This window comes from Planktothrix tepida PCC 9214 (genome assembly GCF_900009145.1).
GTDB lineage: Bacteria > Cyanobacteriota > Cyanobacteriia > Cyanobacteriales > Microcoleaceae > Planktothrix > Planktothrix tepida.
This window is the reverse complement of sequence record NZ_LN889764.1, coordinates 77081-103637: the sequence shown is the minus strand read 5'-3', so window position 1 is coordinate 103637 and position 26557 is coordinate 77081. Positions and strand designations below refer to the sequence as shown.

At 38.9% G+C, this 26557-nt stretch carries 23 protein-coding genes; 19 read left to right on the top strand and 4 right to left on the bottom strand.

Annotated features, from left to right (window positions below; all coding sequences use genetic code 11):
* Positions 1–100 precede the first annotated feature (100 nt).
* Positions 101–1618 (top strand): MFS transporter, encoded by a 1518-nt coding sequence (locus PL9214_RS01670; protein WP_245824145.1) that lies wholly within the window; start codon positions 101–103, stop codon positions 1616–1618.
* Between the two features lie 138 nt (positions 1619–1756).
* Entirely contained in the window at positions 1757–2866 is a 1110-nt protein-coding gene (locus PL9214_RS01665) for an S-(hydroxymethyl)glutathione dehydrogenase/class III alcohol dehydrogenase (protein ID WP_072717108.1), read from the top strand.
* On the opposite strand, the gene PL9214_RS01660 is transcribed toward PL9214_RS01665, so the two are convergent.
* Positions 2863–3195: a YnfA family protein gene (locus PL9214_RS01660; protein ID WP_072717107.1), complete on the bottom strand. Its 333-nt coding sequence runs from the start codon at positions 3193–3195 to the stop codon at positions 2863–2865. The genes PL9214_RS01665 and PL9214_RS01660 overlap by 4 nt on opposite strands.
* A gap of 46 nt (positions 3196–3241) precedes the next feature.
* On the bottom strand, positions 3242–3865 hold the full coding sequence (locus PL9214_RS01655) for a ribonuclease III domain-containing protein (RefSeq protein ID WP_072717106.1): 624 nt from the start codon (positions 3863–3865) through the stop codon (positions 3242–3244).
* Between the two features lie 159 nt (positions 3866–4024).
* Here PL9214_RS01655 and fghA point away from each other — a divergent pair, with 159 nt between their 5' ends.
* From fghA to PL9214_RS01630, 5 genes are all read left to right on the top strand, one after another.
* Complete coding sequence (gene fghA / locus PL9214_RS01650; RefSeq protein ID WP_072717105.1) at positions 4025–4870, top strand: S-formylglutathione hydrolase; 846 nt, start codon at positions 4025–4027, stop codon at positions 4868–4870.
* 308 nt (positions 4871–5178) lie between these two features.
* Positions 5179–8010: a hybrid sensor histidine kinase/response regulator gene (locus PL9214_RS01645; RefSeq protein ID WP_245824144.1), complete on the top strand. Its 2832-nt coding sequence runs from the start codon at positions 5179–5181 to the stop codon at positions 8008–8010.
* Positions 8007–9863, top strand: coding sequence for a two-component system response regulator (locus PL9214_RS01640; protein ID WP_072717104.1), 1857 nt, complete (start codon positions 8007–8009; stop codon positions 9861–9863). Before PL9214_RS01645 ends, PL9214_RS01640 begins: the two co-directional genes overlap by 4 nt.
* Positions 9864–9980: 117 nt before the next feature.
* Positions 9981–11381: an ATP-binding protein gene (locus PL9214_RS01635; protein WP_245824142.1), complete on the top strand. Its 1401-nt coding sequence runs from the start codon at positions 9981–9983 to the stop codon at positions 11379–11381.
* Between the two features lie 81 nt (positions 11382–11462).
* The gene (locus PL9214_RS01630) at positions 11463–12335 is read left to right on the top strand and encodes a tetratricopeptide repeat protein (RefSeq protein WP_245824140.1); all 873 of its coding nucleotides are present in this window, start codon (positions 11463–11465) and stop codon (positions 12333–12335) included.
* Positions 12336–12430: 95 nt separating this feature from the next.
* Here the strand turns inward: PL9214_RS01630 and PL9214_RS01625 are convergent, their stop codons facing one another.
* Both PL9214_RS01625 and PL9214_RS01620 read right to left on the bottom strand, forming a co-directional pair.
* A complete protein-coding gene (locus PL9214_RS01625; RefSeq protein WP_072717103.1) occupies positions 12431–12832 on the bottom strand; it encodes a response regulator in 402 nt (133 codons plus the stop codon).
* Between the two features lie 145 nt (positions 12833–12977).
* Positions 12978–13109 (bottom strand): RRXRR domain-containing protein, encoded by a 132-nt coding sequence (locus PL9214_RS01620; protein ID WP_306341354.1) that lies wholly within the window; start codon positions 13107–13109, stop codon positions 12978–12980.
* 533 nt (positions 13110–13642) lie between these two features.
* Here PL9214_RS01620 and PL9214_RS01615 point away from each other — a divergent pair.
* From PL9214_RS01615 to PL9214_RS01560, 12 genes are all read left to right on the top strand, one after another.
* Entirely contained in the window at positions 13643–14845 is a 1203-nt protein-coding gene (locus PL9214_RS01615) for a Fic family protein (RefSeq protein ID WP_222425189.1), read from the top strand.
* Positions 14846–15082: 237 nt separating this feature from the next.
* Positions 15083–17632: a DNA gyrase subunit A gene (gene gyrA, locus PL9214_RS01610; protein WP_072717102.1), complete on the top strand. Its 2550-nt coding sequence runs from the start codon at positions 15083–15085 to the stop codon at positions 17630–17632.
* A gap of 124 nt (positions 17633–17756) precedes the next feature.
* Positions 17757–19097 (top strand): ABC transporter ATP-binding protein, encoded by a 1341-nt coding sequence (locus PL9214_RS01605; RefSeq protein ID WP_072717101.1) that lies wholly within the window; start codon positions 17757–17759, stop codon positions 19095–19097.
* A 438-nt stretch (positions 19098–19535) separates the two neighbouring features.
* Positions 19536–19871, top strand: coding sequence for a cation:proton antiporter subunit C (locus PL9214_RS01600; protein WP_072717100.1), 336 nt, complete (start codon positions 19536–19538; stop codon positions 19869–19871).
* Entirely contained in the window at positions 19868–21295 is a 1428-nt protein-coding gene (locus tag PL9214_RS01595) for a cation:proton antiporter (protein WP_072717099.1), read from the top strand. Before PL9214_RS01600 ends, PL9214_RS01595 begins: the two co-directional genes overlap by 4 nt.
* Complete coding sequence (locus PL9214_RS01590; RefSeq protein WP_072717098.1) at positions 21292–21681, top strand: Na+/H+ antiporter subunit E; 390 nt, start codon at positions 21292–21294, stop codon at positions 21679–21681. Before PL9214_RS01595 ends, PL9214_RS01590 begins: the two co-directional genes overlap by 4 nt.
* Positions 21678–21932 (top strand): hypothetical protein, encoded by a 255-nt coding sequence (locus tag PL9214_RS01585; protein ID WP_072717097.1) that lies wholly within the window; start codon positions 21678–21680, stop codon positions 21930–21932. The genes PL9214_RS01590 and PL9214_RS01585 overlap by 4 nt, the downstream gene beginning before the upstream one ends.
* Positions 21929–22204, top strand: a complete 276-nt coding sequence (locus PL9214_RS01580) for a monovalent cation/H(+) antiporter subunit G (protein WP_072717096.1) — start codon at positions 21929–21931, stop codon at positions 22202–22204. Before PL9214_RS01585 ends, PL9214_RS01580 begins: the two co-directional genes overlap by 4 nt.
* Complete coding sequence (locus tag PL9214_RS01575; RefSeq protein WP_072717095.1) at positions 22201–22755, top strand: DUF4040 domain-containing protein; 555 nt, start codon at positions 22201–22203, stop codon at positions 22753–22755. Before PL9214_RS01580 ends, PL9214_RS01575 begins: the two co-directional genes overlap by 4 nt.
* A complete protein-coding gene (locus PL9214_RS01570) occupies positions 22752–23414 on the top strand; it encodes a Na(+)/H(+) antiporter subunit B (protein ID WP_072717094.1) in 663 nt (220 codons plus the stop codon). The genes PL9214_RS01575 and PL9214_RS01570 overlap by 4 nt, the downstream gene beginning before the upstream one ends.
* Positions 23415–23548: 134 nt before the next feature.
* Complete coding sequence (locus PL9214_RS01565) at positions 23549–23734, top strand: hypothetical protein (protein WP_072717093.1); 186 nt, start codon at positions 23549–23551, stop codon at positions 23732–23734.
* Between the two features lie 487 nt (positions 23735–24221).
* Positions 24222–26393, top strand: a complete 2172-nt coding sequence (locus PL9214_RS01560) for an ARC6/PARC6 family protein (protein WP_072717092.1) — start codon at positions 24222–24224, stop codon at positions 26391–26393.
* The last annotated feature ends 164 nt before the right edge of the window (positions 26394–26557 follow it).

The window sequence follows — 26557 nt, the reverse complement described above, 5'->3', positions numbered from 1 at the left end:
AAATGATGAGAAGCCCTGAACGGAATTTTCCGCCTCCAGGAATTCCCGTGATTTTTCCCTCAAGCCTGACTCCTTTGAGAATGCTGCTTTAATAGTATGTATGATGCGATCGCAAGATTTAGAAAAACAGTTTAAATTCCATCAACCCTGGGCCATCATGAAAGATTGGGAGACTGACTCCTTGTTAGAAATTCCCGCTTCTACCTCTGTAGAATTAGACCCGGTAAAAAATGGGCATTCGACGCCTTCTTTTCCCCACGTTTCTCCAGAGGTCGAGGACACCAGAACTGACAACAATGGGAGTTTTCCTAAGCTGCCCCAAGATGATGAAGAACGAGGATTTTTACCTGTTCTGAGAAACAAGAATTTTCTGGCGCTTTGGAGTGGACAACTGTTCTCCCAATTGGCCGATAAAGTGTATTTAGTGTTAATGATTGCGATTATTTCCACCCGCTTTCAACAGGCTGATCAAACGATTAGTGGGTGGGTATCAGCCATTATGATGGCATTTACTATCCCGGCGGTTTTGTTTGGGGCGGGGGCGGGGGGATTTGTTGATCGATGGTCAAAAAAAGCCGTATTAGTGATTACTAATTTATTACGAGGGGGACTCGTTCTCGCTTTACCCGTCGTTTTGTGGCTATTCCAGGGTCAACACTTGGGTCAATTACCCGTTGGGTTTTATATTTTATTAATCACAACTTTTTTAGTTTCTACTTTAACTCAATTTTTCGCGCCTGCTGAACAATCAGCGATTCCTTTAGTTGTTGAAAAACGTCATTTATTATCCGCGAATTCTCTTTATACAACAACCATGATGGCTTCCGTCATTGTTGGGTTTGCCGTCGGAGAACCTTTATTAGCTTTGGCTGATTTCATGGGTAATTTACTCGGTTTTGAAGCCATTGGTAAAGAATTGATTGTCGGCGGAGAATATGTCATTGCTGGGTTAATTCTGCTGTTGTTAAATCCAAAAGAACAAAACAATAATTCCCCCCATGAACAACCCCATATTTTAGCAGATTTGCGGGATGGAATTCGATATTTAAGCAATCATACTTTAATTAGGAATGCGTTATTACAATTAATCATTCTATTTTCTATTTTTGCAGCCTTAGCCGTTTTAGCTGTACGTTTAGCGGAAATTATTCCTGAAATTAGTTCCTCCCAATTTGGCTTTTTATTAGCGGCTGGAGGGGCAGGAATGGGGATTGGAGCAACCATTCTCGGTCATCTCGGTCATCGGTTTGCCCATTTCCAACTGGCATTAATGGGTTCTTTAGGTGTGGCGGGATCATTAGTGGGGTTATCCATTTTTAATCAACAATTATGGCCGACTTTGAGCTTGATTTTATGCTTAGGAATTTTTGGGGCTATTGTTGCTATTCCGATGCAAACCACTATTCAAGCTGAAACCCCGGAAGAAATGCGAGGGAAAGTCTTTGGACTTCAGAATAATGCGATTAATATTGCCTTAAGTTTACCTCTCGCTTTAGCGGGATTTGCTGAAACTTTAATAGGATTATCCAATGTCTTTTTAAGTTTAGCAGGATTAGCGATCGCCGGGGGTTTCCTAACTTGGTTAATCTCTCGAAATGCTCCCCATATTGCTGAGTAAGGGATAAGGGAAATTGGGAACTGATCAGGGGTTGAGATTTAATTTCAATCTGCTAAAATTAAAGTTTAATTAGGAGAATAGGATATTAAAATCTATTCAATAAAAGTGTTAAACTGCTAACTTTATCGAAGGTCAATTATGGACGTTAAAGCTGCTGTTGCGTGGGAAGCTGGAAAACCTTTAACTTTAGAAACCGTTCAACTTGAAGGGCCAAAAGAGGGAGAAGTCTTAGTTGAAATTAAAGCAACCGGAATTTGTCATACCGATGCTTATACCCTTTCGGGTGATGATCCTGAAGGGTTATTTCCGGCTATTTTAGGTCATGAAGGCGCCGGAATTGTCGTTGAAGTGGGTTCTGGGGTCAAAAGTCTTAAACCCGGAGATCATGTGATTCCTTTATATATTCCCGAATGTCGTCAATGTGAATATTGCTTAAGTTTTAAAACCAATTTGTGTCAAGCGATTCGGGGAACTCAAGGCAAAGGTTTAATGCCGGATGGTAGTAGTCGTTTTTCAAAAAATGGTCAGATGATTCATCATTATATGGGAACATCTACCTTTTCTAATTATACCGTTTTACCCGAAATTGCCTTAGCTAAAATTCGAGAAGATGCCCCCTTTGATAAGGTTTGTTATATTGGTTGTGGGGTAACAACGGGTCTGGGTGCTGTGATTAATACCGCTAAAGTTGAACCCGGAGCAAATGTTGTGGTTTTTGGCTTGGGGGGGATTGGATTAAATGTAATTCAAGGGGCAAAAATGGTGGGCGCTAATAAAATTATTGGTGTAGATCTTAACCCCGCGAAAAAACAAATTGCTGAAAAATTTGGTATGACCCATTTTGTGAACCCGAAAGAAATTGAAGGGGATTTAGTCTCTTATTTAGTCGAATTAACCCAAGGCGGCGCGGATTATAGTTTTGAATGTATTGGTAACGTAAAGGTGATGCGTCAAGCCTTAGAATGTTGCCATAAAGGTTGGGGGGTAAGTGTCATTATTGGGGTCGCGGGTGCAGGTCAAGAAATTAGTACCCGTCCGTTTCAATTAGTCACGGGAAGGGTTTGGAAAGGAACGGCTTTTGGCGGCGCAAAAGGTCGAACGGATGTGCCTAAAATTGTGGATTGGTATATGGAAGGGAAAATTAATATTGATGATTTAATTACCCATGTTATGCCTGTTGAGCGAATTAATGAAGCGTTTGAGTTAATGCACCAAGGAGAATCAATTCGGACTGTAGTAACGTTTTAAACGGGATTTCGATGGGGAGCAAACAGAATAATCATAGTACCCAGTAGGCAAATTGTTGCTCCCAGTAAGTCCCATCTATCGGGTTTGACTCCTTCAACTATCCATAGCCAAAAAATAGAGAAAAGGATGTAAATTCCGCCATAAGCTGCATAGGCTCTTGCCGCATAGGAAACATCAACTTTGGTCAAAGCAGAAGCAAAAATAATCAGCGAGATTAAACCGGGAATCAGCCAGAGGATACTTTTTCCTAAACGTAACCAAGCCCAAAAAGCATAGCAGCCCGAAATTTCCCCCAAAGCTGCAACGAAGAAAAAAAACAGTGATTGCATTCAGCTTGAAGTATAAAATAGAAGTTAATCTTAACAATTTTATCGGTTATGAGCAGGAAAGAGAATTGGATTTTGAGGATGAGTTTTGAGAAGGACAGGTTAAATGATTAGAACCAAACCAGGGATAAAAATTAGCATCCCACTCCGCAGCCGGGACAAACTCAACAAACAAATCCATTAAAATTTGATTCACCCTTTCTGCCAAAAATTGATTGGCTAACCAATTATAGGTTTTTTCAAAATCTCGATCCCACTCTAAATAAACAGCACCGACCACCGCTTCAAATAGTTCCGCTAATATTTTTTCTTGTTCAAAGTCGGGTTTTAACGGATAATTTTTCCCCAAATCACTTCCCTGATCAAGATTGATTTTTATCGCTAATTGTGCTAAAATAGCAGGACTAACCAAATCACTTTTGAGCAGAATACGGGTTGCTGATCCTAAATGGGAACAGTGCAGATATAAATAATCATCCACCATCTGACTGAATAAGTTAGAACCTAAACGATTAATTCCCAAATATTCTAAGGTTCTTGACTTTTGTTGTTCCCTCGTTAATCCTACGCTTTCTGCAATAGCATCAGGATGAGTTAAAGCAATTTCTAACAATTCTTGATGATGAAAAGCCTTGATTCCAAGTTGGTGTTTGACAAAATTTGAATTAATCATGATTCGAGAAAAATTTAAAGGTTAATTAAAAGTGATCTACAGGATATTAAAGAGAAGTTACGGAAAAGCAAACTCTGGTTTTCCGATTGATAAAATAAGTTTGTAATCGTGTAGAGGGTAATCGTCAACCATCAACCTCTACCTATTGGGAGTTTACAAATGATCGCTGCCCTGAACCCAATCAGTGAAAGTTTATGCTTTGGCGGTAAAGTAGGCTTCTATCGCCATTTTTCCGCAATTTGTGATAGCGAGATGGGATTTTCCGTCTATCAACCGCCCCAAGCTCAATCTCACGCTGTTCCCGTACTTTACTACCTTTCGGGGTTAACCTGTACGGAAGAAAACTTTACGATTAAAGCAGGTGTCCAACGATTAGCTGCAAAATACGGCTTAATGGTGGTTGTACCCGATACCAGTCCCCGCAATACGGGAACACCAGGGGAAGATAAGGACTGGGACTTAGGAACTGGGGCGGGATTTTATCTCGATGCGACGGTAGAACCCTGGAGTCGTCATTATCAAATGTACAGTTATGTCGTGGAGGAGTTACCCCAACTCATCGCCGAACAGTTTCCAGCTATTCCTGATAAACAAGGAATTTTCGGTCATTCTATGGGGGGACATGGGGCGCTGGTCTGTGCGTTACGCAACCCTGAACACTATTTATCCGTTTCTGCTTTTGCTCCGATTCTGGCGCCAATGCGTTGTCCTTGGGGTCAAAAAGCTTTTAATGCTTATTTAGGAGCAAATCAAGAAGAATGGCGCAATTATGACGCGAGTGAATTAGTGCAGCGAGGACAATTTAATCAGCCAATTTTAATTGATATTGGTACGGCTGATCCGTTTTTAACAGAACAATTATTACCGGAAGTCTTTGAAAGAGCTTGTGCAGCCGTTGGGCAGGTTTTAACCTTACGAATGCAGCCCGGATATGATCATAGTTATTATTTTATCGCTACCTTTATCGAGGATCATATTCGTCACCATGCGAGTTTATTAACTTAAATTTCTAAATCAAACCGGAAATAATATTAATACTCATCGCTAAAATTGTAGTATTAAAGAAAAAAGATAGAATACAGGGAAACAGAAACGATGAGATTAAAGAAAATAGAGCCGATAAAAAAAGATTTTACTGTTTAGGTTGGTTACATCAGTATGAGTTAATCACCGTGTTGGTGGGACTGCTGGCTACTGACTGTACCGTTTAAATCCTTCCTGACTCATCCGTTTGGTTCCTCATTGTAACTTTTTAGACTAATAATTGCTGTTCAGCAAAGCTTTTGCTTTATGATCAAACTAAGAGTTAAACCTTGATCAAAATTTTAATAAAAGTTAACAATTCTCCATTTATTGATAAAATTCATTTAATGACTATTTTATGGCTTAAACTACCTTTACGATGGGTACTAATTGTTCCCTTTGTTGTACAACTTTTTACAACTGTTGGGCTGGTTGGGTGGATGTCCTTTCGTTCCAGCCAAGCTTCTGTAGAAGATGTCGTGAATCAAATGCACCGGGAAACTTCAGATCGAATTGAACAAAAATTGAATCAATTTTTAGAAATTCCCCATCTGATTAATCAACTTAATTTAGATGCGATTAATAACGGTTATATTGATATTAATAATCCTGAACAGTTGCACCATCACTTTTGGTTACAAGTGCAACGGTTTAAAACAATCAATTTTGTATTTTTCGCTAGTGAAAAAAATGAATTTATTGGAATTGGGAGATTTAATCAGTCTCCTTTACTGATGATGAAAGCAGGTAAATCTACCCAAGGAGGGATTCATTTTTTTGAATTAGATGCTCAAGGAAAACCTAAAAAATTAGTTCGAGAAACGCCTAATTTTCCCATTCGTCAACGACCTTGGTACAAAGCAGCAATCATGAGTAACCATTCGGTTTGGAGCCCGATTTTTACTTATCATGCTTATCCCCAAATCGCTTTATCTGCCAGTGTAATTGTGAAGAATAAACAAGGCAAAATTTTAGGCGTATTAGCAAATAACGTATTTTTAAATCAACTAAGTGACTTTCTTAAAGATTTAAAAGTTAGTAAATCTGGGCAGATTTTTATTATTGACCGTCAAGGATTAATTGTGGCAAGTTCCACCTTATCTCGACCTTTTTTAATTGATGAAAATGGCAAAACTCAACGAATTCAAGGTCTGAATAGCACTGATCCACTTTTACAAAATTCCTGTAAATATTTGCTAAAATCATTTAACAATTTTAACAGGATTAAAGCGGTATATCAGTCTGATTTTATTTATCAAAAAGAACGACACTTGATACAAGTTATTCCTTACTCAGATCAACGAGGATTAGATTGGTTAATTATTTTGGTTGTTCCCGAATCTAACTTTATGGAACGAATTAAAAAAAATAACTATCAAACTATTTTTCTGTGCTTCTTTGCCTTATTTATTGCTCTGATTTTCGGATTTTTAACGACACGATGGATTATGAAACCGATTTTAGAATTAAATCAAGCGGCTCAAAAAATAGCTCAAGGAGAATTAGAACAAATTCAACAAGAAATTCACTCTCAAGGAATTTATGAGTTAGAATTGTTATCCCAATCTTTTAATCAAATGGTATCTCAACTCAAAGATTCCTTTGAAACCCTGGAAGTTAAGGTCGAAGAACGAACCACTGAACTGAAACAAGCTAAAGAATCGGCTGAATTAGCCAACCGTGCTAAAAGTATATTTTTAGCCAATATGAGTCATGAATTAAGAACACCCTTACACGCCATTTTAGGCTTTACCCAATTAATGCTGCGTCAGTCCAAGGCTGAGTCTAAACAATTAGAAAATTTAGAAATTATTAATCGTTCTGGCGAACATTTACTCAAGTTAATTAATGAAATTTTAGACTTAACCAAAATTGAATCAGGAAGAACGGTTTTAAATTTAAGTTCTTTTGATCTTTACTCTTGCTTAACGTCCTTAAAGCAACTGTTTGAATTAAAAGCAAAATCTAAAGGAATCAAGCTTATTTTTGAATGGGATACAACCTTGCCTCAATATATTCAATCGGATGAAGGAAAACTCCGTCAAGTTTTAATTAATTTATTGGGAAACGCGATTAAATTTACATCCCAAGGACAAGTTATATTAAGAGCAAAAATTCAACCTCCTTTAGAACAAAGCATTTTAGTGTTTGACTCTTCTTTTTGGGAGCAAAATGAATCCGAACAAACTTATTTATATTTTGAAATTGAAGATACTGGCCCTGGGATAGCACCGGAGGAACTCACTCAATTATTTGAAGCCTTTATCCAAACCGAAACGGGAAAAAAATCTCAACAAGGAACCGGATTAGGATTAACCATTAGCCAAAAATTTATTCGCTTGATGGGAGGAGAGATTCAAGTAGAAAGTAGGCTTAATCAAGGAACCTTATTTCGGTTTTATATTAATATTTATCCTGTTCATTTTTTGAATTTAAAACCCTTAATTTCTCCTAAACAGGTGATCGGACTCGAACCCAATCAACCGAACTATCGAATTTTAATTGTGGATGATCATCTAACAAATCGACAACTGTTACTTCACTTATTATCGCCTTTAGGGTTTGATCTGCGTGAAGCTCAAAATGGTCAAGAAGCTGTCGGAATTTGGAATCATTGGCAACCCCATTTAATCTTTATGGATATGCGAATGCCTGTGATGGATGGTTATGAAGCAACCAAACAGATTAAATCCCATTTAAAAGGTGAAGCCACGGTGATTATTGCCTTAACAGGAAGCGTTTTTGAAGAAGAACGGACTGTTGTTTTATCCGCAGGGTGCGATGATTTCGTCAGAAAACCTTGTCGAGAAGAACAACTTTTAGAAACCATTGCTCACCATTTAGGGGTACGGTACTTATATGCTCCTGAAATTGACTGTTCCGAGTCAGGCCTCAAAATCGACCCCCCTATTTTAACCCCCGACGCTTTGAAAATTATGTCTTCCGACTGGTTAATTGCCCTGCGCTACGGTGCCGCCGCTGCCGACGGGGAGCAAATTGTACAACTCCTGCAACAAATTCCCCCATCCCATCGCCATGTGGCTCAGTCTCTCATGGTACTGGTGAATAATTTTTCTTTTGATCAGATAATAGATTTAGCGCAAACAGCAACCCAGCAATGAATTATTCTTTCCATCGATCTTTTAAAGCAGATATTTTAATCGTAGATGACACCTTAGAAAATCTACGGCTTTTGTCTACGACTTTAATGCAGCTAGGATATAAAGTTCGCGGGGTGATGACCGGACAAATGGCAATTATGGCAGTGCAAACCCTCCCGCCAGATTTAATTCTCCTCGATATTAAAATGTCGGATATGGATGGGTATACGATTTGTCAACATCTCAAAAGCAATGAGCTATCTCGTGATATTCCGGTGATTTTTTTAAGTGCTTTGAATGAAGTCATTGATAAAGTTAGAGCTTTTGAAGTCGGGGGAGCCGATTATATTACTAAACCTTTTCAATTTGAAGAAGTGATTGCTCGGATTGAAAATCAAATGGCATTACAAATGGCGAAGGCAGAAATTCGGCAATTGAATGAAGAATTAGAACAACGAGTTCAAGAACGAACTCAAGAATTAGAATCGGCAAATTTGCAATTAAAAACCTTAAACCAACGGTTAGAACAAGAGATAACAGAACATCAAAAGACTCAAAAACGATTACTGCACATGGCTTCCCATGATGCGCTCACCAGTTTACCCAACCGGGTGTTATTTATGAATCGATTAATTCAAGCTTTACAACGAACGCAGCAGGAACCAAATTATCAATTTGCGGTGTTATTTTTGGATTGCGATCGCTTTAAAGTGGTGAATGATTCTTTAGGACATTTTGCCGGAGATCGGTTATTAATTGCGATCGCACGTCGTCTTAAAACCCATTTAACCACTACAGATATGTTAGCTCGATTTGGGGGAGATGAATTCACAATTTTATTAGAAAATATTCAGGGTTCCGAGGATGCCAGCCGTTTAGCTCAAAAAATTCAAACCTCCATGAGTTGGCCGTTTCAATTTGATGATCAAGAATTATTTATTAATGCCAGTATTGGAATTGTTGTTGGTGATCAAACCTATGAACAGCCCGAACATTTGTTAAGAGATGCAGATATTGCCATGTATCAAGCTAAAGCTTTGGGAAAAGCTCGGTATCAAATTTTTGATACTCAAATGCACTATCACGCCCAACAACGCTTAGAATTAGAAACCGATTTAAGACGGGCTTTACATCGTGAAGAATTTCTCTTATATTATCAACCCATTATTTCCTTAACAACGGGAAGAATTAATGGATTTGAAGCTTTAATCCGGTGGTATCATCCCCAAAAAGGGTTAGTTTCTCCGGGGGAATTTATTCCAGCCGCCGAAGAAACCGGATTAATTATTCCCATTGGGTTATGGGTGTTAAAAGAAGCGTGTCAACAGTTAAAAACGTGGCAAGATCAAGGTTTATTTAAAGATAAAATTAAAATGAGTGTTAATCTCTCTGTTAAACAATTCTCTCAAGTTAATTTAATTCAAAATATTGATAAAATTCTTTTAAGGACTCAGTTAAATAGCAGTTATCTAAAATTAGAAATTACCGAAAGTGCGATTATGGATCATCCTGAATCAGCAACGGAACTTTTACAACAACTCCGAGACCGAGATATTCAGTTAAGTATTGATGATTTTGGAACCGGATATTCATCCCTGAGTTATTTACATCGGTTTCCCCTGCATAATTTAAAAATTGATCGATCCTTTATTAAGCGAATTACTGAAACTCGCCAAAATTTAGAAATTATTCATGCGATTATTACCCTGGCTCATCATTTGAATATGACAATTACCGCCGAAGGAGTAGAAACCGAAGAACAGTTGTCCTTACTGAAAAATCTAGGATGTGAAGAAGGGCAAGGTTACTATTTTTCTCCGCCAGTAGATGCTAATGCTGCTCAAGCCTTACTCCAGGATAATCCCCATTGGTAATAGAGATGAATGAATTCGTTAAAACTCATTTATTTTTGGCAATTTTTTTCAACTTAATGTTAGTCTAGGCTATAGGTAACTGTGTAATTGATACTGCGGGAAACTACCTTGACGAGAGTGTCTATACCGTATTTATGGGAAAATCAAACCGGGGGAGATTTAGGTTTAGAGTCTACCCTAGAAGATTTACCTTTGTATGATTTTCAAGTGGTTTTGGGGTGTTCTGTTCGGGATTTAGTTCAACACTTTGAACGACATCCCTTACTTCCGGGTGTGATTATTGTAGATCCAAAAGAAAACGGCACTTCAGAATTTTTGGGGATGATTTCTCGGCGAGGTCTTTTGGAATTTTTTTTACGTCCGAAGGGGTTAGAATTGTTTCTGGATCAATCCCTTGATGTGGTTTATAGCTATATCCGAACTCCGGTATTAGTATTACCAGCACAGACTTCTATTTTAACCGCAACTCAACAATCTTTGAAACGCTCCGCGCCGGGATATGCAGACCCAATTGTCGTACAAGGAAATTGGCTTGCTTCTGCGGATTATCCTTGGATGGTGCCCTATCGTCTTTTGAATAGTCATGAACTGAATTTAGCTTATTGGCAAATTCGAGGAATTGAAACCCAAGTTCGTTATGAACGTACCCAAGTTCAATTATTACAAAGTGAAAAAATGGCAAGTTTAGGGCGATTAGTGGATGGGGTCGCCCATGAAATTTTAGATCCCGTTGGATTTATTTGGGGAAATTTAACCCATTTAATTACCTATAGTGATAGTTTAATTGAGCTTTTGGATGCTTATGCAACAAATTATCCTCAACCTGTTGTTGCTATTGAAGCGTTGAAAGAAGAAATTGAATTTGATTTTTTACGCCAAGATTTTCCCCGACTTTTATCCAGTATTAAAAGTGGAACAGAACGATTAAGTAAATTGGCTACCAGTTTACAAAACTTTTGCCATATTGATGAAGTGCATCCCAAGCCAGCAGATTTGCATAGCCATTTAGATAGTATTTTGCTCTTGATGAAAAGCCGGATTAATCGGGACATTAAAATCATCAAAAACTATGGTCATTTGCCTCCTGTTACCTGCTATATTGGACAATTAAACCAAGCATTTATTAATATTTTGATTCATGGATTTGATTCCCTGCTCAATCAAGCCATTAAACAAGATTGGGTGGATGAATATGGAAATACTCAACGAATTGAGCCTTCTGAGCTTCCCCAAATTATAATTACCACCGGGATGATTAATTTAGATTCATCTTCGACGGATCGTGTTAATACCCCTGAACGTTGGGTTTCAATTTGCATTGCTGATAATAGCCCCGGACTTTCTGCTGAAGAACAACAAAAGATATTAGACTCCTTTTCTAGTCCCAAACGCCCTCAAAAAGAAACCAGTTTATCCTTGAGTTATCATATTGTCACCGCTAAACATGGCGGACAGTTAAAATTGCGATCACAACCGGGAATTGGGACAGAATTTGAGATTTTATTACCATTTATTTAGGAATTAGCCTGGGGATGAAGAAGGGATTGTTCTCTCTGTGGTATAAAAGTAAAGGAAACGCATTGCATTAAGGCTCTTACTGTGCCCAATCGAACTCTGATTCTGTCCGTTGCCGTCACCCTTAGTTTGTGGAATGTCGCTCAACCCGTGATGGGACAAGCTTTAGTTCCCTATACCCCGCCACTAAACTCGGAACAACTTGAACAAACCGGATTAGGATTGCTGGAAGAAGCGGCTCAGTTAACGCGATTTCAACAATATCAATTAGCTGTACCCAGGGCTGAACTCGCCACGCAATTGATCCCGGAAAATTATCAAGCTTGGGCGTTATTAGGCAGTTTATATCTGCAATTAGAAAACCTCGATAAAGGAATTGAGTTACTGCAAAAAGCCAGTAACTTAGCCCCCAAGGAAGCCGGGGTTCAGTTTATTTTAGGAGAAGCTTACTTTAAAAAAGGGGACTATCAAAAATCAATTCAATCCCTAGAAACGGCTTTGAAACTTGACCCCAATGTTCCAGGAGCGTTATTTGATTTAGGAAATGCTTATTATAAATTGGGGCGATTTGAGCAGGCAATTTTGCAATATGAGAAAGCCTTTGCTCAAGAAAAAAGCCTTTGGCCTGCGATTAATAATGTCGGCTTAGTCAAGTATGAACAGGGAGAAATCGACATTGCCATTGCTAAATGGCGACAAGCCATTAGCGTTGATCCCAAAGCCGCAGAACCCATGTTAGCTTTAGCCGTTGCTCTGTATAAACAAGGTAAAACGGAAGAAGCTTTATCTCTAGGAGAAGCCGCTTTACGTCTCGATAGCCGTTATGCTAATTTTGACTATCTCAAAGAAAATCTTTGGGGCGATCGCTTATTAAACGACACCCAAAAATTCTTAGCCACACCTCAAATCCAAAAAACCTTAATTCAAGTTAAAGACACTCAACCTCAGTCTCGCTAGTTTTCCCTAGAATGCAAGGAAGGGGTAGGCAGTGGAAAAAAAGGTGAGTCTAGTCTATTTTATCCTCTTTAATTCCGCAGTTCCCCTGTTGCAGCCTACTCCTCTGGCGGTAGTAAAGATTTGATTTTATCGACAAACTTTTGATGATCAATAACAGGTTTAGAGATATAGTCATCTGCCCCACTTTGAGCTAGAAAATCTTCTCGATCTCCGGCCATGGCGTGGGCTGTTACTAAGATAATGGGAAGTGCCGATGTTTCGGGGTCAGCTTTCAACAATTGTGTAATTTTAATTCCATCAACGGCTTTACCTTGATAGACACTGCGTGCTAGGGAAACATCCATTAAAATTAAGTCCGCTTCCCGAGTTCGAGCGATTTCCATCACTTCTTCCACGTTTTCCGTATGTTTAACGGCTAATCCACCCCGTTTTGTCAAGATTTTTGAAAAAACACGAGCATTAACTTGATCGTCTTCTACAATTAAAACGGTCTTCATCTTTCTTCCTCCTTGGAGATTTCGGAATTACCTGCACTCAGATTCGGGGTAAGAGAAAAAGGGGGGCAAAGTTTATAATGGATTGTTGTTCCCATTTTTTTTATCAATAGGGTTGCATTATTTGTGGCTAACTTCATCTCCGAAATCATTCACCTTGTTGATATTCAACACCCGTGATTTCAGGATCTTCAAGTTTTTGCAAGTTTAATCGAACCAACTCTTGAGCCATACTTTTAATCAAAGTTAATCGAATTAATTTATTTACCCAAGTGATTATTGTTTGAACTAATTTAAGATGAGCGTAAAAGGGTACCTCCTCAATATTACTCCTTGGCTAGAGCTTAATCATTTCCTCGCCATCAAGGAAGGGCTGGGACTTAAGGATCGTTTACTTAAGTTTGTCTCCAGTACCGAGGTGCTATCATACCATGCCCTTTCAACGGGTTGACAAGAGTAGCGAGATAGAAAAGCCAAAGCCTTGAAGGATCATCACTTTTGTTCAACTGTTTTCCAGGGGGAGTTGACAGCAGATTCGGTATGAGTCTGATCTTAGGGTAAAAGACTTTTCCCCAAAAAAACAGCGAAATAATGCTGAATTTTATTGAAAAACCAGCCTGAACTTTGAGCAAAATGGCTCTAAAATCCCCAATTATCCGTAAAATTACTTAGATTGTAGATCTTTAGCATCCGGCTCTCCTTCTGTACAAGGCTTTAACGGTTTATCGGCAAAAACATCGGCAAAAATCTGTATCTGTGAAACTTGAAAGCTATAGCTTATAATCAATACATAGGGTTTTAGAGAACGGCAAAATGTCTAGTCCCACCGAATTTAGCGAATCGGTTAGTTTGATGGAACCCATGCTCCCATCGGAAGGTAATCGTCGGTTGCTGGACGATTTAGCAACTCAGTTGATTGCGGTAAGCAAGGCACTTAACGCACAGGTAACTCCCAATGTTGCCTTAAGTATGGGAGAGCTTGTCCGTTCCATGAATTGCTATTACAGCAATTTGATTGAGGGACACAATACACATCCTAGAGATATAGACCGAGCTTTAGCAAATGACTTTTCCAATGAGCCGAAAAAACGCTCTCTACAACTGGAAGCTAAAGCTCATATCGAAGTTCAACGGATGATTGATAACCGGGAAGAAAAAGATTGTGCAGTAGTAACAACTGATTACCTAATCTGGATTCATCGTGAGTTTTGTCAACGACTTTCTTCTGAGTTACTCTACGTTGAAAACCCCCAAGGCAATAAACGTGTTGAAGTCAAACCCGGAGAATTACGGACTGGGGATGTGAGTGTTGGTTATCACGTTCCCATTAGTGCTCCAGCAATTCCACGTTTTTTACGGCGTTTTGAAGAAGCCTATAATCCCATACGTTTATCTTTAATTGAGCAAGTCATTGCTGTGGCTGCTTCTCATCATCGGCTGCTGTGGATTCATCCTTTCTTTGATGGTAATGGTCGAGTGACACGGCTGTTTTCTCATGCTTTCTTAAGGCAAATTGGGGTAGGCAGTAGTTTGTGGTCTGTCTCTCGTGGTTTAGCCAGAAATGCTAATTTATATCGAGATTTATTGATGGCAGCCGACAAGCAACGATGGGACGCTTTAGACGGTCGTGGAAATTTAACAGAGGCTGGTTTGCAGAAGTTTTGTCAGTTCTTTTTAGAAACTTGTATCGACCAAGTGACATTCATGCAGTCACTACTAGAACCCTCCCAACTCTTAAATCGTATTGAACTCTATGTTCAGGAGGAAATTCGAGCCGGACGGTTACTTAAAGGTTCTTTTCCTTTACTAAAGGAAGCCCTGTATTCTGGTTCTTTTGAGCGGGGTCAAGCTGCTACAATCACAGGCTACAAAGAGCGACAAGCTAGAACAGTGCTCAAGAAATTAGTTGAGGTGGGTCTTTTAGTTTCAGATACTCCCAAGGGTGCTGTCCGCTTAGGATTTCCTACTGATGTTGTTGAGCGCTACTTCCCCAAACTCTATGTTCCAACCGTTTAAGGTAGCAACATCCGAAAAGTGCGAAGGACGAACCTACTCCTGTTATAACAATCCATTAGAACGGCAGAGGTTATCACTGCTATACAAAACTTGATTGACTCGTCAAATTGATCGCAATTCGTTATCCTCAAAACAGGAAGGAAATCAGCAGACTCGTGTTAGAGGGGTGTGATAGAAACACCTTGTCACGACATAATCTAATATCAGAACCCTATCGCTGTAGACTCAACTAAACTCATGGCTAAACAGTTAAACCTCTTTTCTGGGAAAGTAATCACGACATCGCTTCATACGGAGATGCAACAGTCGTACCTCGAATACGCCATGAGTGTGATCGTTGGACGGGCGTTGCCAGATGTCCGCGATGGGTTGAAACCTGTCCATCGTCGGATTATGTACGCGATGCACGAGTTAGGGTTAACCCCTGACCGACCTTACCGCAAATGTGCGCGGGTGGTGGGGGATGTGCTAGGGAAATATCACCCCCATGGGGATCAATCAGTTTATGATGCTTTAGTACGACTGGTTCAGGAGTTTTCCAGTCGTTATCCCTTGTTAGCGGGTCATGGAAATTTCGGGTCTGTGGATAATGACCCCCCCGCCGCGATGCGTTACACCGAAACCCGTCTAGCTTCCATTGGGTATGAAGGGTTATTGTCCCAAGTCGGGGAAGCAACGGTTAATTTTATTAGTAATTTTGATAATTCTCAACAGGAACCGACGGTTTTACCCGCCCAACTTCCGTTTTTACTGTTAAATGGATCGTCGGGAATTGCAGTGGGGATGGCGACGAATATTCCCCCACATAATTTAGGGGAAGTTGTGGATGGATTAATTGCCCTCATTGATCATCCTGAATTATCTGATCAACAATTAATGGAATTGATTCCAGCACCGGATTTTCCAACGGGGGGTGAAATCGTCAGCACTGAAGGGATTGCAGAAGCTTATACCCAAGGAAAAGGCAGTATTGTTGTCCGGGGTATTGCCAAAGTTGAGGAAGTTCCAACCGCCCAAAAACGACGAACTAAGACCGCAATTGTGGTGACAGAATTGCCGTTTCAAGTGAATAAAGCCAGTTGGATTGAGAAAATTGCCGGGTTAGTAAATGCGGGAAAATTAGACGGGATTTCGGATATTCGGGATGAAAGCGATCGCGAAGGAATTCGGGTTGTGATTGAATTAAAACGAGAAGCGACTCCCGAAGTGGTTTTACATCATCTTTATCAACAAACCGAATTAATGACGAAATTCGGGGCGATTTTTTTGGCAATTGTGAATGGACAACCGAGACAGTTAAGTTTAAAACAAATTCTGCAAGAATTCCTGACGTTTCGGGAACAAACTTTAACTCGTCAATATCGCCACGAATTAGAAGTTGCAGAACGCAGATGTCATTTAGTTGAAGGGTTATTAATTGCTTTAGAAAATTTAGATAATGTGATTGAAATTCTGAGGAATGCTCCCGATGGTTCCACAGCAAAATTAACCTTAGAAGATCAATTAGGATTTAGTGATGATCAATCTGATGCGATTTTATCGATGCCCATGCGTCGATTAACGGGGTTGGAAAGGCAAAAATTACAAGATGAATTTACCCAATTAACCACTCAAATTCAACAGTTACAACGGTTATTAAATGAACGTCCTGAATTGTTAAAATCCTTGAAAAAAGAATTGCGATCGCTTAAACGAAAATATGGCGATGAACGACGCACCCGGATTATTTCGCCCAAGGGTCAGGTGACTCTTGAATCTGAGGATAAAACCTCTAAAAAATCCCCAGAAAAAGTGTTAGAACTGTCAGCATCTGCCGACTTATTACAACCCTTACCTCCCATTGATGAAGAAACCGTTGTAGAAGTAACTCATCGGGGTTATATTCGGCGAGTGTCCCCGAAAACCAACGATTCTAAACGCAATCAGAGTGAAACTGCAACGGCTATTAATATTGAAGAAACCGATGATTTTACCACCCAAACCTATAATACTCGCACCCGTCAAAATCTAGTGATGATTATGCGAACGGGAAAAGCCTATCCTTTAAGTGTAGCGGATATTCCGATGGGTTCTAATCGTTCTAAAGGAAAACCGATTATTACATTATTATCCCCTTCGGCTTCTAAGGATATATCCGTTAATCTCCAAGACTTAATTATTGCTCAATTTTTATTGTCGGCTTTCCCCGATAAAACAGACTTAATTACCTTAACTCAACAAGGTAAAATTAAACGTTTACCCTTAACGGAATTAGCTGAATTAACTAATCGAGGGAGCACTATTGTTAAACTGAAAGAAGATGATGAACTCTGTTTTGCTACCCTTTCTAAACCTGATGAAAAAGTCGTATTAGCAACATCTGGAGGGCGAATATTACGCTTTGATATTAATGACGAACAACTCCCACCTATGGGGAAAGTCGCCCAAGGTTCTCAAGCCACTCGGTTACGACAAAAAGAACATTTAGTCGGCTGTGTTACTTTATCCCCAAAAGGCAGTTTATTATTAGTCACAGAACAAGGTTATATTAAACGCATTTCCATGGAACACATTCGCAGTAGTAACCGAGGCGGAATTGGAATTTCCATGCTCAATTTTAAATCCCCCAATGATAGCTTAGTGGGAATTGCACCTGCTAAACCCCATAAACAGGTTCACCTCTTAACCAGTGAAAATCGCATTGTTCATATTCCCACAGATGAAATTCATCTCTCACCCAAAGATAGTACAGGTGATCGCCTTTTTAAACTCAAACCCGACGAAAAAATTACCTCCATCAAACCGTAGGGTGTGTAAGCAAAGCGCACGCACCAACAGATCATCAGCTTAAAAAGGCAGGTTTAAAACAGTTAAAGGTTTATTCCCTAAATTGGGAAGAACCTGCCCTGACATAAAAGTAGGTTAAATTAAAATGGCAGAAGTTATTTTAGATAATATTTATAAAAGTTTCCCCACTCGTCGTCAAACGACTTCCGAGGAAACAAAATCATCAGAACTTCAAGAATCAACCCCTACTCGTCAAGCGGTTTTAAAACGAGTTCATCTTCAAATATTCGATGGCGAATTTATGGTTTTAGTGGGGCCATCTGGCTGTGGAAAAAGTACCTTATTACGATTAATTGCCGGATTAGAAACCATTACCGGAGGTAATATTTATATTGGGAATACATTAGTCAATGAATTACCCCCGAAAGCCCGTGATATTGCTATGGTCTTTCAAAACTATGCGTTATATCCTCATTTAAAAGCCTATGATAACTTAGCTTTCGGGCTGCGTCGTTCTTATCGAGAAACCGAACCTAAACAACCTTTAATCGTTCAAAAAACAACCTCTGCAACTTCTTCCCATCAACAATTATCCGTTATCGTAGGAGACTATCAAATCTTTGCTCCGTTGTGGTTAGAAGATATAATAGTTAAAATGACGCGATCGCTTCCTCCTCAATTTCGCTATGTTTCAGAACGTGAAAAAGCCGTATCCGAAAGAGTCTTAACGGTTGCTAAATTATTACAAATTGAATCGTTATTAGATCGATATCCCAAGCAATTATCTGGGGGACAAAAACAACGAGTCGCTTTAGGTCGGGCTATGGCTAGAAATCCTCAAGTATTCTTAATGGATGAACCGTTATCTAATTTAGATGCTAAATTAAGAACCGAAACCCGTGCTCAAATTGTAGAATTACAAAAAAAATTAGGAACCACAACAATTTATGTTACCCATGATCAAGTGGAAGCCATGACCATGGGTTCTCGAATTGCTGTTATGAACCAAGGACGAATTCAACAAGTTGCTCCTCCTTTAGAACTCTATAATCGTCCTGCAAATCGTTTTGTAGCCGAGTTTATTGGCTCTCCCCCAATGAATTTTATTCCCGTTCAATTCACTGCACCGTTATTAATTACCCATCCTCAATTTCGTTTAACCTTACCCGATATTTGGGAAAGGGTTTTATCTTCTTATAATAACCAAAAATTACTCTTAGGAATTCGACCGGAACATTTAATCGTCAGTTGTCCGGCTACTAAAAATTTACCCGTCATTGTTGATCGTCTGGAAGCATTAGGACATGAAACGTTATTATGGGTACATTTATTAGGAGAAAACAACCTAAATTCTTCCTTGCAAGTGAGAATCCCTGCCGAAACTAAACTCATACCGGGTGAAAAAATTTGGTTAACCATAACACCGGAAAAAATTCATTTATTTGATCCAAAAACTGACTTAGCCATTGTCCCTGGTTCCTACTAACCTCTTTTTTCTTGTTTTTCATGGTTTTTTGGATTTAAGTGAGGTAAAAGAAAAAAGTTGAATCGAGATAGCCAACGGTCTTGACAACTAGATTGTTGTTGCTATAGACTTATATTTAAGTTAGCTCGTTTTTATAGAGCCAAGATAGTTATAGCATTATTTATTAGTTTAGGCATCAGCACCAAACTATGCACACATCAATTAGCAAATCGTTCCAGCCTATAGCCGTTGACGAGTTGATGAAATATACCATTCTGGGCAATTCTTGAATTGCTGCTGCTGATGTATTTCATTCAATCGAAAGTTCCTATCAATGATTATTTGCAGTTCAATCAGGGAGGTTGAATCCTTGCAAATCACTATCGCTGATCCCAACAAATCAGCCCTCTTGTCTTTCAAATTGAATTAAAAATTACCCTTAGCCAACCGCTCATTGTCGTGTTAGAAGCCTTCGTCTTTGCAACAATTTTGTGCGGGTTTTTTGGAATTATCCTTAAACAAAACCTGCTGATGAAGATCATCTCAATGGACATCATGAGTACGGGTGTGATCGCCTACTATGTGTTCATCGCATCACGGGGGGGTTTGTTAACCCCAATTCTTACAGATGTTCAAAATACCACTTACGCCGATCCAGTTCCCCAAGCCGTGATTTTAACTGCCATTGTCATCGGTCTTTCGATTCAAGCGTTAATGTTGGTTGGGGCGATGAAGCTGGCACGGGATAATCCCACTTTGGAAACGAACGAGATCGAGAAAAATAACACACCATGATCACTCTTGCTCTTGTTTGGATTGCGCTGCCTTTTTTGGCGGGATTTACAGTTTATCTGGTTCCAAAACTAGATCGATTTTTTACGTTATTCGTTGCGTTTATTTCCATTGCTTATGGGTTGTACCAATGTGTTAATTCATCTCCCTTGACAATGCAGTTAATTGATCATTTTGGTGTTACCTTAATGCTCGATCAACTGAGTGGTTATTTTATCTTAACTAATGGGTTAGTTACTGCCGCCGTTATCCTCTACTGTTGGCACACGAATAAAAGCACTTTTTTCTATACCCAAACGATTATTTTACATGGCAGTATTAACGCGGCTTTTGCCTGTGCAGATTTGATCAGTTTATATGTGGCGTTAGAGGTGATTAGTATTGCCTCCTTTCTCCTGATTGCTTATCCGCGTTCAGATCGGTCGATTTGGGTTGGGTTGCGGTATCTGTTTGTCAGCAACGTCGCCATGCTCTTTTATTTAGTAGGGGCGGTGTTAGTTTATCAAACCCATCATTCCTTCGCCTTTGCAGGGTTGCAGGGAGTCCCGCCAGAAGCAGTGGCTTTGATTTTGTTGGGTTTATTAGTTAAGGGAGGTATTTTTGTATCGGGGCTGTGGTTGCCCTTAACCCACTCAGAATCTGAAGCACCTGTATCGGCGTTAATGTCGGGGGTGGTAGTGAAAGCGGGAGTATTCCCAATGGTGCGGATCGCCCTAACGGTGAGTGAACTTGACCCGATTATTCGGATCTTTGGGGTGGGAACTGCCTTGCTGGGGGTGTTCTATGCCATGTTTGAAAAGGATACGAAGCGGATGCTGGCGTTTCACACCATATCCCAGTTAGGGTTTGTGCTGGCTGCGCCGGAAGTAGGGGGATTTTACGCCCTAACCCATGGCTTAGTTAAATCGGCTTTATTTCTAATTTCCGGGGTTTTACCGAGTCGGAGTTTTAAAGAACTACAACACAAACCTATCAATACTCGCCTGTGGATAGCGTTGGCAATCGCAAGTTTCTCCATCTCCGGTTTTCCCCTATTGTCGGGGTTTGGGGCAAAGGTATTAACGATGAAAAATCTCCTCCCTTGGCAAGTAATCGGCATGAATCTTGCTGCATTGGGAACCGCGATCTCCTTTGCCAAATTTATTTTTCTACCGCGTGGGGGAGAAGATAAAATCCGGCCTGGTTTTTGGCCTGGGTTGATTTTGTTATTGGCAGGGTTGGTAGTAGCAAATGTGGCTTATTACGACGCTTATACTATTGCTAATATTATCAAACCTCTGGCAACGATTTTCTTGGGATGGTTCGTTTATTTGTTCATTATTCAAAAAATCTCCCTCAAACTTCCCCGTATGCTTGAACAAATTGATCATTTGATGGGGGTGATGAGTGTGATGTTAATCCTATTATTTTGGATGGTGTGGGCATGATTGGATATCTGAATCTGATATTACGATTAACCATTTGGTTTCTATTAACAGCAAATTTCACTGTCACCAATATTATTATTGGCGTGGCGATCGCTTTTTTAATACCCGGACTTAAAAAAACACCCACCGCATTAAAAGATTGGATGCGAACTTTAGGGGAGGTTTTAGTGGCAATTCCTCAAGCTTATCTGGAGGCGATCGAAATGATTTTTCATCCCCATAATGAGGAAGAAATCATCATGGAACGAGTCAAACCGCAACGAACACCCGGACTGATCTTTTTAGATATTTTTCTGATTACCTTTACGCCAAAAACCATTGTGTTGAAATATCACGAAAAAGGGTGGTATGCCGTTCATCGGGTAGTACGGAGAAAACTGTCATGAATTTGTTATTGATTGCAATGATTATCGCATTGTTGATTCCCCTTTATGAAGCCTGTTGGCAAGAAGATGATGTCTGGCAGAAGATGTTAGCCTTAGCCAGTATCGCCACCAAGTGTTCGATGATGATTCTTGTTATCTCTGTGATGAGAGATGATTGGATGATTGGGGTTGCGGGAGTGATCATCCTTAGTGTTGGAAATGCCGGATTTATGTTACTTGCTCAACTTTTAAAAAGGATAAATTACCAATGATTGACGGATTAGGTTATGGGTTGATTGGTTTAGGAATTGTGTTCTGGTTTTGGGGAACGTTACCGTTATTGGGTTTGCGATCAGTTTTATTCAAACTCCATACCCTAACCATCGCGGATACTCTGGGATCAATGCTGATTATCCTGGGGTTGCTGGTGAAAGTTCCCAGACAATGGCCGTTCCTGATCTTAGCCCTGATTTCTCTGATGCTGTGGAATACGATGCTGGGTTATGTGTTAGCTTACTGTTCTAATAATGAGGAGGACTCATGAACGACAACAGTTATGTGAGTGTAATCGCGTCTTTACTCCCCTTAGCGGCGACGATGTTAGTGTTTCAGGAAAATCCTTATCATGCTTTGGTGGTGCGGGGAATCTTGGGGGCGATCGCAGCCTTACTTTACACCGTTTTAGGAGCGCCGGACGTCGCTTTAACCGAAGCATTAGTGGGGACAATGTTGGCAATTACCCTGTATGCGGTGGCGGTGCGTTCCTCATTGGTCGTGCGTTTGGGAGTGTTGAAAGACTTGGAGAAGGAAGCCAAAGAAGGGAAATTTAGCGAACTGTTGGAACAGTTTAGAAAAGTCTTTAACAAATATCATTTACGTTTGGAGTTAGTGGCCTATCCCGATGAGAAAGCGTTAAAACAAGCGTTGATGGATAAAGAAGTTCATGCCGTTTGTATGAATGATGAGAAACCGCAATCTTATCACACCTTAACTCGAATTCAACGGCTTTATCAGGTGATGCAAACTCAATTGTCCTTGTTAGATACTCGTTTAACTTATTTTAGTTTATCAGAATCAGGGGAGAAACAGTCATGAAATGGGTTTATATTCTAGCGGTTATTGCCATTTATATTAAGTTTTTAGTAATGCCGAACACCCTTGGGGATTTACCAAGTTTAACGATTGTGGAATCAATTATTAAAGATAGTGGAATTCCCAATGCGGTCACGGCAATTATTTTAAGAAATCGACTTTACGATACGATTTTTGAAGTGATCGTTTTTACAATCTCAATTATGGGGGTTTATTACCTATTAGCGAATGAAAAACCTTATGCTAAAGTTCATCAATTTACCGATGAAGCTTCAATTGTTTTAGCCCGTTTGGGAGCAACAATTAGCGCGTTAGTTGGGGTAGAATTAGCCATTCGGGGTCATCTGAGTCCGGGGGGCGGTTTTGCAGCAGGAGTGGCGGGAGGAACTGCGATCGGTTTAGTAGCAATTACCTCTTCTCCTGAGTGGATGCAAGGCATTTATAAGCGTTATGCTGCCGCTGATTGGGAAAAGATTTCGGTTTTAGCTTTTATTGTTTTGTCGGTGGTTACTTTAGCCGGATATGAGTTACTCCATGGCGAGTTAGGGGGGCTATTTAGTGGCGGTGCTGTCCCGTTATTAAATATTTTAGTGGCGATTAAAGTAGCATTAGGATCGTGGGCGGCGATTTTATTATTTATTCGGTATCGGGGATTATTGTAATTAATAGAAAACCGGGTTTGTGGGAAAACTCGCCAAGCCTCGCAAACCAACTCTAAAAAATTTTTTGAAAATTTGCGTAATTTTGTTCGCAGGTTGCAATAGGTCAGTAGAACTGATCATGAAGGATTTTGACCATGAGTTACGATAATTTTGGCCCCGGTGAGGACGGTTACGACAACGACGACCACGACTATGATTACGACCGAGATGTTCAGGATAGTTACGATGATTACCGAGAACAAAATGCCTTAGATCGGGAATTAGAACGAGATTCAGAACGGGAGATGTGGGAGGGAAACGAATCAGATTCGGACTGGTAGCAGCATCACCCCTCGGTTTTAGAGAGCAGATTTCAGCAACATCACTCAACTAACGAGGGGGTAGATTGAACCGGAACATTAAAAAATATGAAAGTTCCGTAATTTCACTGATTTACAAAACATTATGTGAGGGATAAACTTCTATTATATCGCTCAAAAAATGGTGGATGCGATGCCCTCATTGTGGCAGCTACGCGATCGCGTAAACACCACTAGCCTATGACTTCAATTCATCATCTATTCTGAGTTGTTATTTCTCCGCTACCCCCTAATTTCATTTACAGTGATTACGTCTAAATTAGAATAAATAAAAACAGTTTTTTATAATTTTGGCGTAATTTTTGATCGGTAACAATAAATTCTTAAACAGAAAACTAGAACATTTCCTTCGAGCATCAAAAAGGGCGATCACCCTTATGCTTTAAAACAAGAGCTTTTAGTAAAAATGAAGCTTTTTTTCTGAATCTATCCCTTTTAATTTAAAGCCATGAGATCAACAATAACAAAATTAACTTCATCAAATAACTTTGATTTTTTAGAAGTTCATGATCGAGAATTACTAACATTAGTAAGTCTTGCTGAAAAATATTATAATAATGATCCAAATACCAGCTTGATGAAATTGCGTCAATTTGGAGAACGGATGGTTCAGATAATATCAATCAAAAAACGATTAATTTTTAAACGTAATGAAGAACAAAAAGATTTAATCAATAGGTTGTATAATCAAAATATTATACCTAAAGAAATTTATTGCCTATTTCATAAAATTCGTATGCATGGAAATAAGGCTAATCATAAATTTTTAAATAATAAAAATATTGCTTTAGAAAATCTAAAATATGCTTATGAAATTAGCATCTGGTTTCACAATAATTTTTATAGTTCAAACTTTCAGCCTCCTGATTTTGTTGTACCCGGTGATCAAGATGTAGAAAAGCAAAATAATTTGCAGATTGAAAATACCGATTTAAAAAAACAAATAGATACTTTAAAGCTAAAACTGAGTTTAGCTGACAAAAAGAAGGTAGAAGACTTAGATAAATTGCAAAAAGAAATAGAAAATTTAAAACTAAAATTGAGTTTAGCTCAAAGTTCAAAAAATTATTCTTCTGATGAATTAGAAGATTTGAAACAAAAATATAATTCATTAATTAATGATCTTAATTTTGCCAAAAATCAATCTCAATCTTTGACTCAAAAGCTTATATATTTGAATCAAAAAGAACAACAAATTAATCAAGAATTATCTATTGCTAAAAACCAAAATGAAAAATATCAACAAGAAGTATCTTTAGCTAAAAGCCAGAACGGAAAATATAAAAATTCTTTAATTTTCTGGCGAATTAGCACAGTAACAGCAGTGATTCTATGTGGAATAATAGGTATAATCTATGATTTTAATAACCAAAAAATAAAAAAAGATATTTTGATTGAAGCCAGTAAAAATCATGAATCTGTTACAAAAGTTTCTAAACTAGAAACTCAGTTACAACAACAAGAAGAGTCTCGTCAACAAACATTTACACTGCAAAGTCAATTACAACAAAAAGAACAAGAGTATGCTCAGATACAGGTGCAATATCAACAAACAGTAGACCTTGCATCAAAGTTAGAAACAGAACTTAAAATTGCTAATCAAAAACTACCTCAAAAACAAAATTTAATTGAGCAAAAAACACCTCAAATTACTACTTATCATACTAATCATGAAGAATTTAAAATAGCAGTACAAATTGCACAAGAGGCTGCAATCAGTGGAAAAAAAGCTAAAACGGCTCAAGAATGGTCACTAATCGCAGAAAAATGGCAAAAAGCTGCAAAATTAATGGGGGATGTTTCCCCTGAATCTTCTCAATATGAAACGGCTAAAAATCGTTATTTACAGTATAGTAAAAATTTCCAAGTAGCAAAGGCTTATGAGCAGAAAACTAAGAAAAAGACGGTTGTTTTATCTACACCATTAATCAAAACCTACAATGTCCGTTTTAATGTAGGAAGTACAGGAGCAACAGTTAAGAATCCAATTCAACCTAACGAGCGTCATCGTTATCATGTTTGGGCTGCTGCGGGACAAGAGTTATTACTTCAAAGAAAACAAGGCGACGTTAACTTAACTTTGATTTCACCACAAGGTCAAACGATAGCTTCCGTTACAAATGGTCAAAGTCAATGGTCTGGAAAATTATCAAGCACTGGAAATTATATTATTGAAGTTTCTGCAACAAGTCAGTCTAATTATTTAATTAGCATGAATATTTCAGCCTTAATGCAAAAAAAAGCAACTCAATTGATTGAAAAATGGCTGAATGCTAAACAGCGTATGTTAGCAGCACCTTATGATCAACAGTTAGTAGCACAACTGGCTACAGGAAAAAAGCTAAAAGATACAATTGATTCCATACAATGGTTAAAAAGTAATAGTGCTTATTATGAATATGAGTTCAGCAAACTTGAGAGCTTAGAATATGTTAAATCATCCCCCGGTAAAGCTGTATTTGATGCTACAGTTGTTGAAAAAATGACCTTATATATTAATGGTAAAATTGATAAGGGTAATACAACTGATTACCCTCGATCTAAAAAATACCGATTTTACTTAACCTTTGATCAAGGGTTTTGGAAAATAGAAGATAGTAATTATCTGAGTTCTGAGTAAAAACAGGATTAGCAAGCGTATCTAAATCGATATTTTTATAGAAATAGCGATCGCTCTCTTCTAGTCTAATTATGTAGGTTATTGAAACTTGTAATTTATAAACATTTAGTCTTTAATTTTCCGAATCAGCCTACATTTTATTAGACTAGATGCCCTGCTACAAC

Coding starts and splice junctions, on each gene's coding strand:
- PL9214_RS01660 (WP_072717107.1), bottom strand. CDS start 3,195: ATGCAATCACTGTTTTTTTTCTTCGTTGCAGCTTTGGGGGAAATTTCG.
- PL9214_RS01640 (WP_072717104.1), top strand. CDS start 8,007: ATGAATTATTCTTTCCATCGATCTTTTAAAGCAGATATTTTAATCGTA.
- PL9214_RS01625 (WP_072717103.1), bottom strand. CDS start 12,832: ATGAAGACCGTTTTAATTGTAGAAGACGATCAAGTTAATGCTCGTGTT.
- PL9214_RS01655 (WP_072717106.1), bottom strand. CDS start 3,865: ATGATTAATTCAAATTTTGTCAAACACCAACTTGGAATCAAGGCTTTT.
- PL9214_RS01595 (WP_072717099.1), top strand. CDS start 19,868: ATGATCACTCTTGCTCTTGTTTGGATTGCGCTGCCTTTTTTGGCGGGA.
- PL9214_RS01580 (WP_072717096.1), top strand. CDS start 21,929: ATGATTGACGGATTAGGTTATGGGTTGATTGGTTTAGGAATTGTGTTC.
- fghA (WP_072717105.1), top strand. CDS start 4,025: ATGATCGCTGCCCTGAACCCAATCAGTGAAAGTTTATGCTTTGGCGGT.
- gyrA (WP_072717102.1), top strand. CDS start 15,083: ATGGCTAAACAGTTAAACCTCTTTTCTGGGAAAGTAATCACGACATCG.
- PL9214_RS01585 (WP_072717097.1), top strand. CDS start 21,678: ATGAATTTGTTATTGATTGCAATGATTATCGCATTGTTGATTCCCCTT.
- PL9214_RS01575 (WP_072717095.1), top strand. CDS start 22,201: ATGAACGACAACAGTTATGTGAGTGTAATCGCGTCTTTACTCCCCTTA.
- PL9214_RS01665 (WP_072717108.1), top strand. CDS start 1,757: ATGGACGTTAAAGCTGCTGTTGCGTGGGAAGCTGGAAAACCTTTAACT.
- PL9214_RS01615 (WP_222425189.1), top strand. CDS start 13,643: ATGTCTAGTCCCACCGAATTTAGCGAATCGGTTAGTTTGATGGAACCC.
- PL9214_RS01605 (WP_072717101.1), top strand. CDS start 17,757: ATGGCAGAAGTTATTTTAGATAATATTTATAAAAGTTTCCCCACTCGT.
- PL9214_RS01560 (WP_072717092.1), top strand. CDS start 24,222: ATGAGATCAACAATAACAAAATTAACTTCATCAAATAACTTTGATTTT.
- PL9214_RS01670 (WP_245824145.1), top strand. CDS start 101: ATGATGCGATCGCAAGATTTAGAAAAACAGTTTAAATTCCATCAACCC.
- PL9214_RS01570 (WP_072717094.1), top strand. CDS start 22,752: ATGAAATGGGTTTATATTCTAGCGGTTATTGCCATTTATATTAAGTTT.
- PL9214_RS01565 (WP_072717093.1), top strand. CDS start 23,549: ATGAGTTACGATAATTTTGGCCCCGGTGAGGACGGTTACGACAACGAC.
- PL9214_RS01590 (WP_072717098.1), top strand. CDS start 21,292: ATGATTGGATATCTGAATCTGATATTACGATTAACCATTTGGTTTCTA.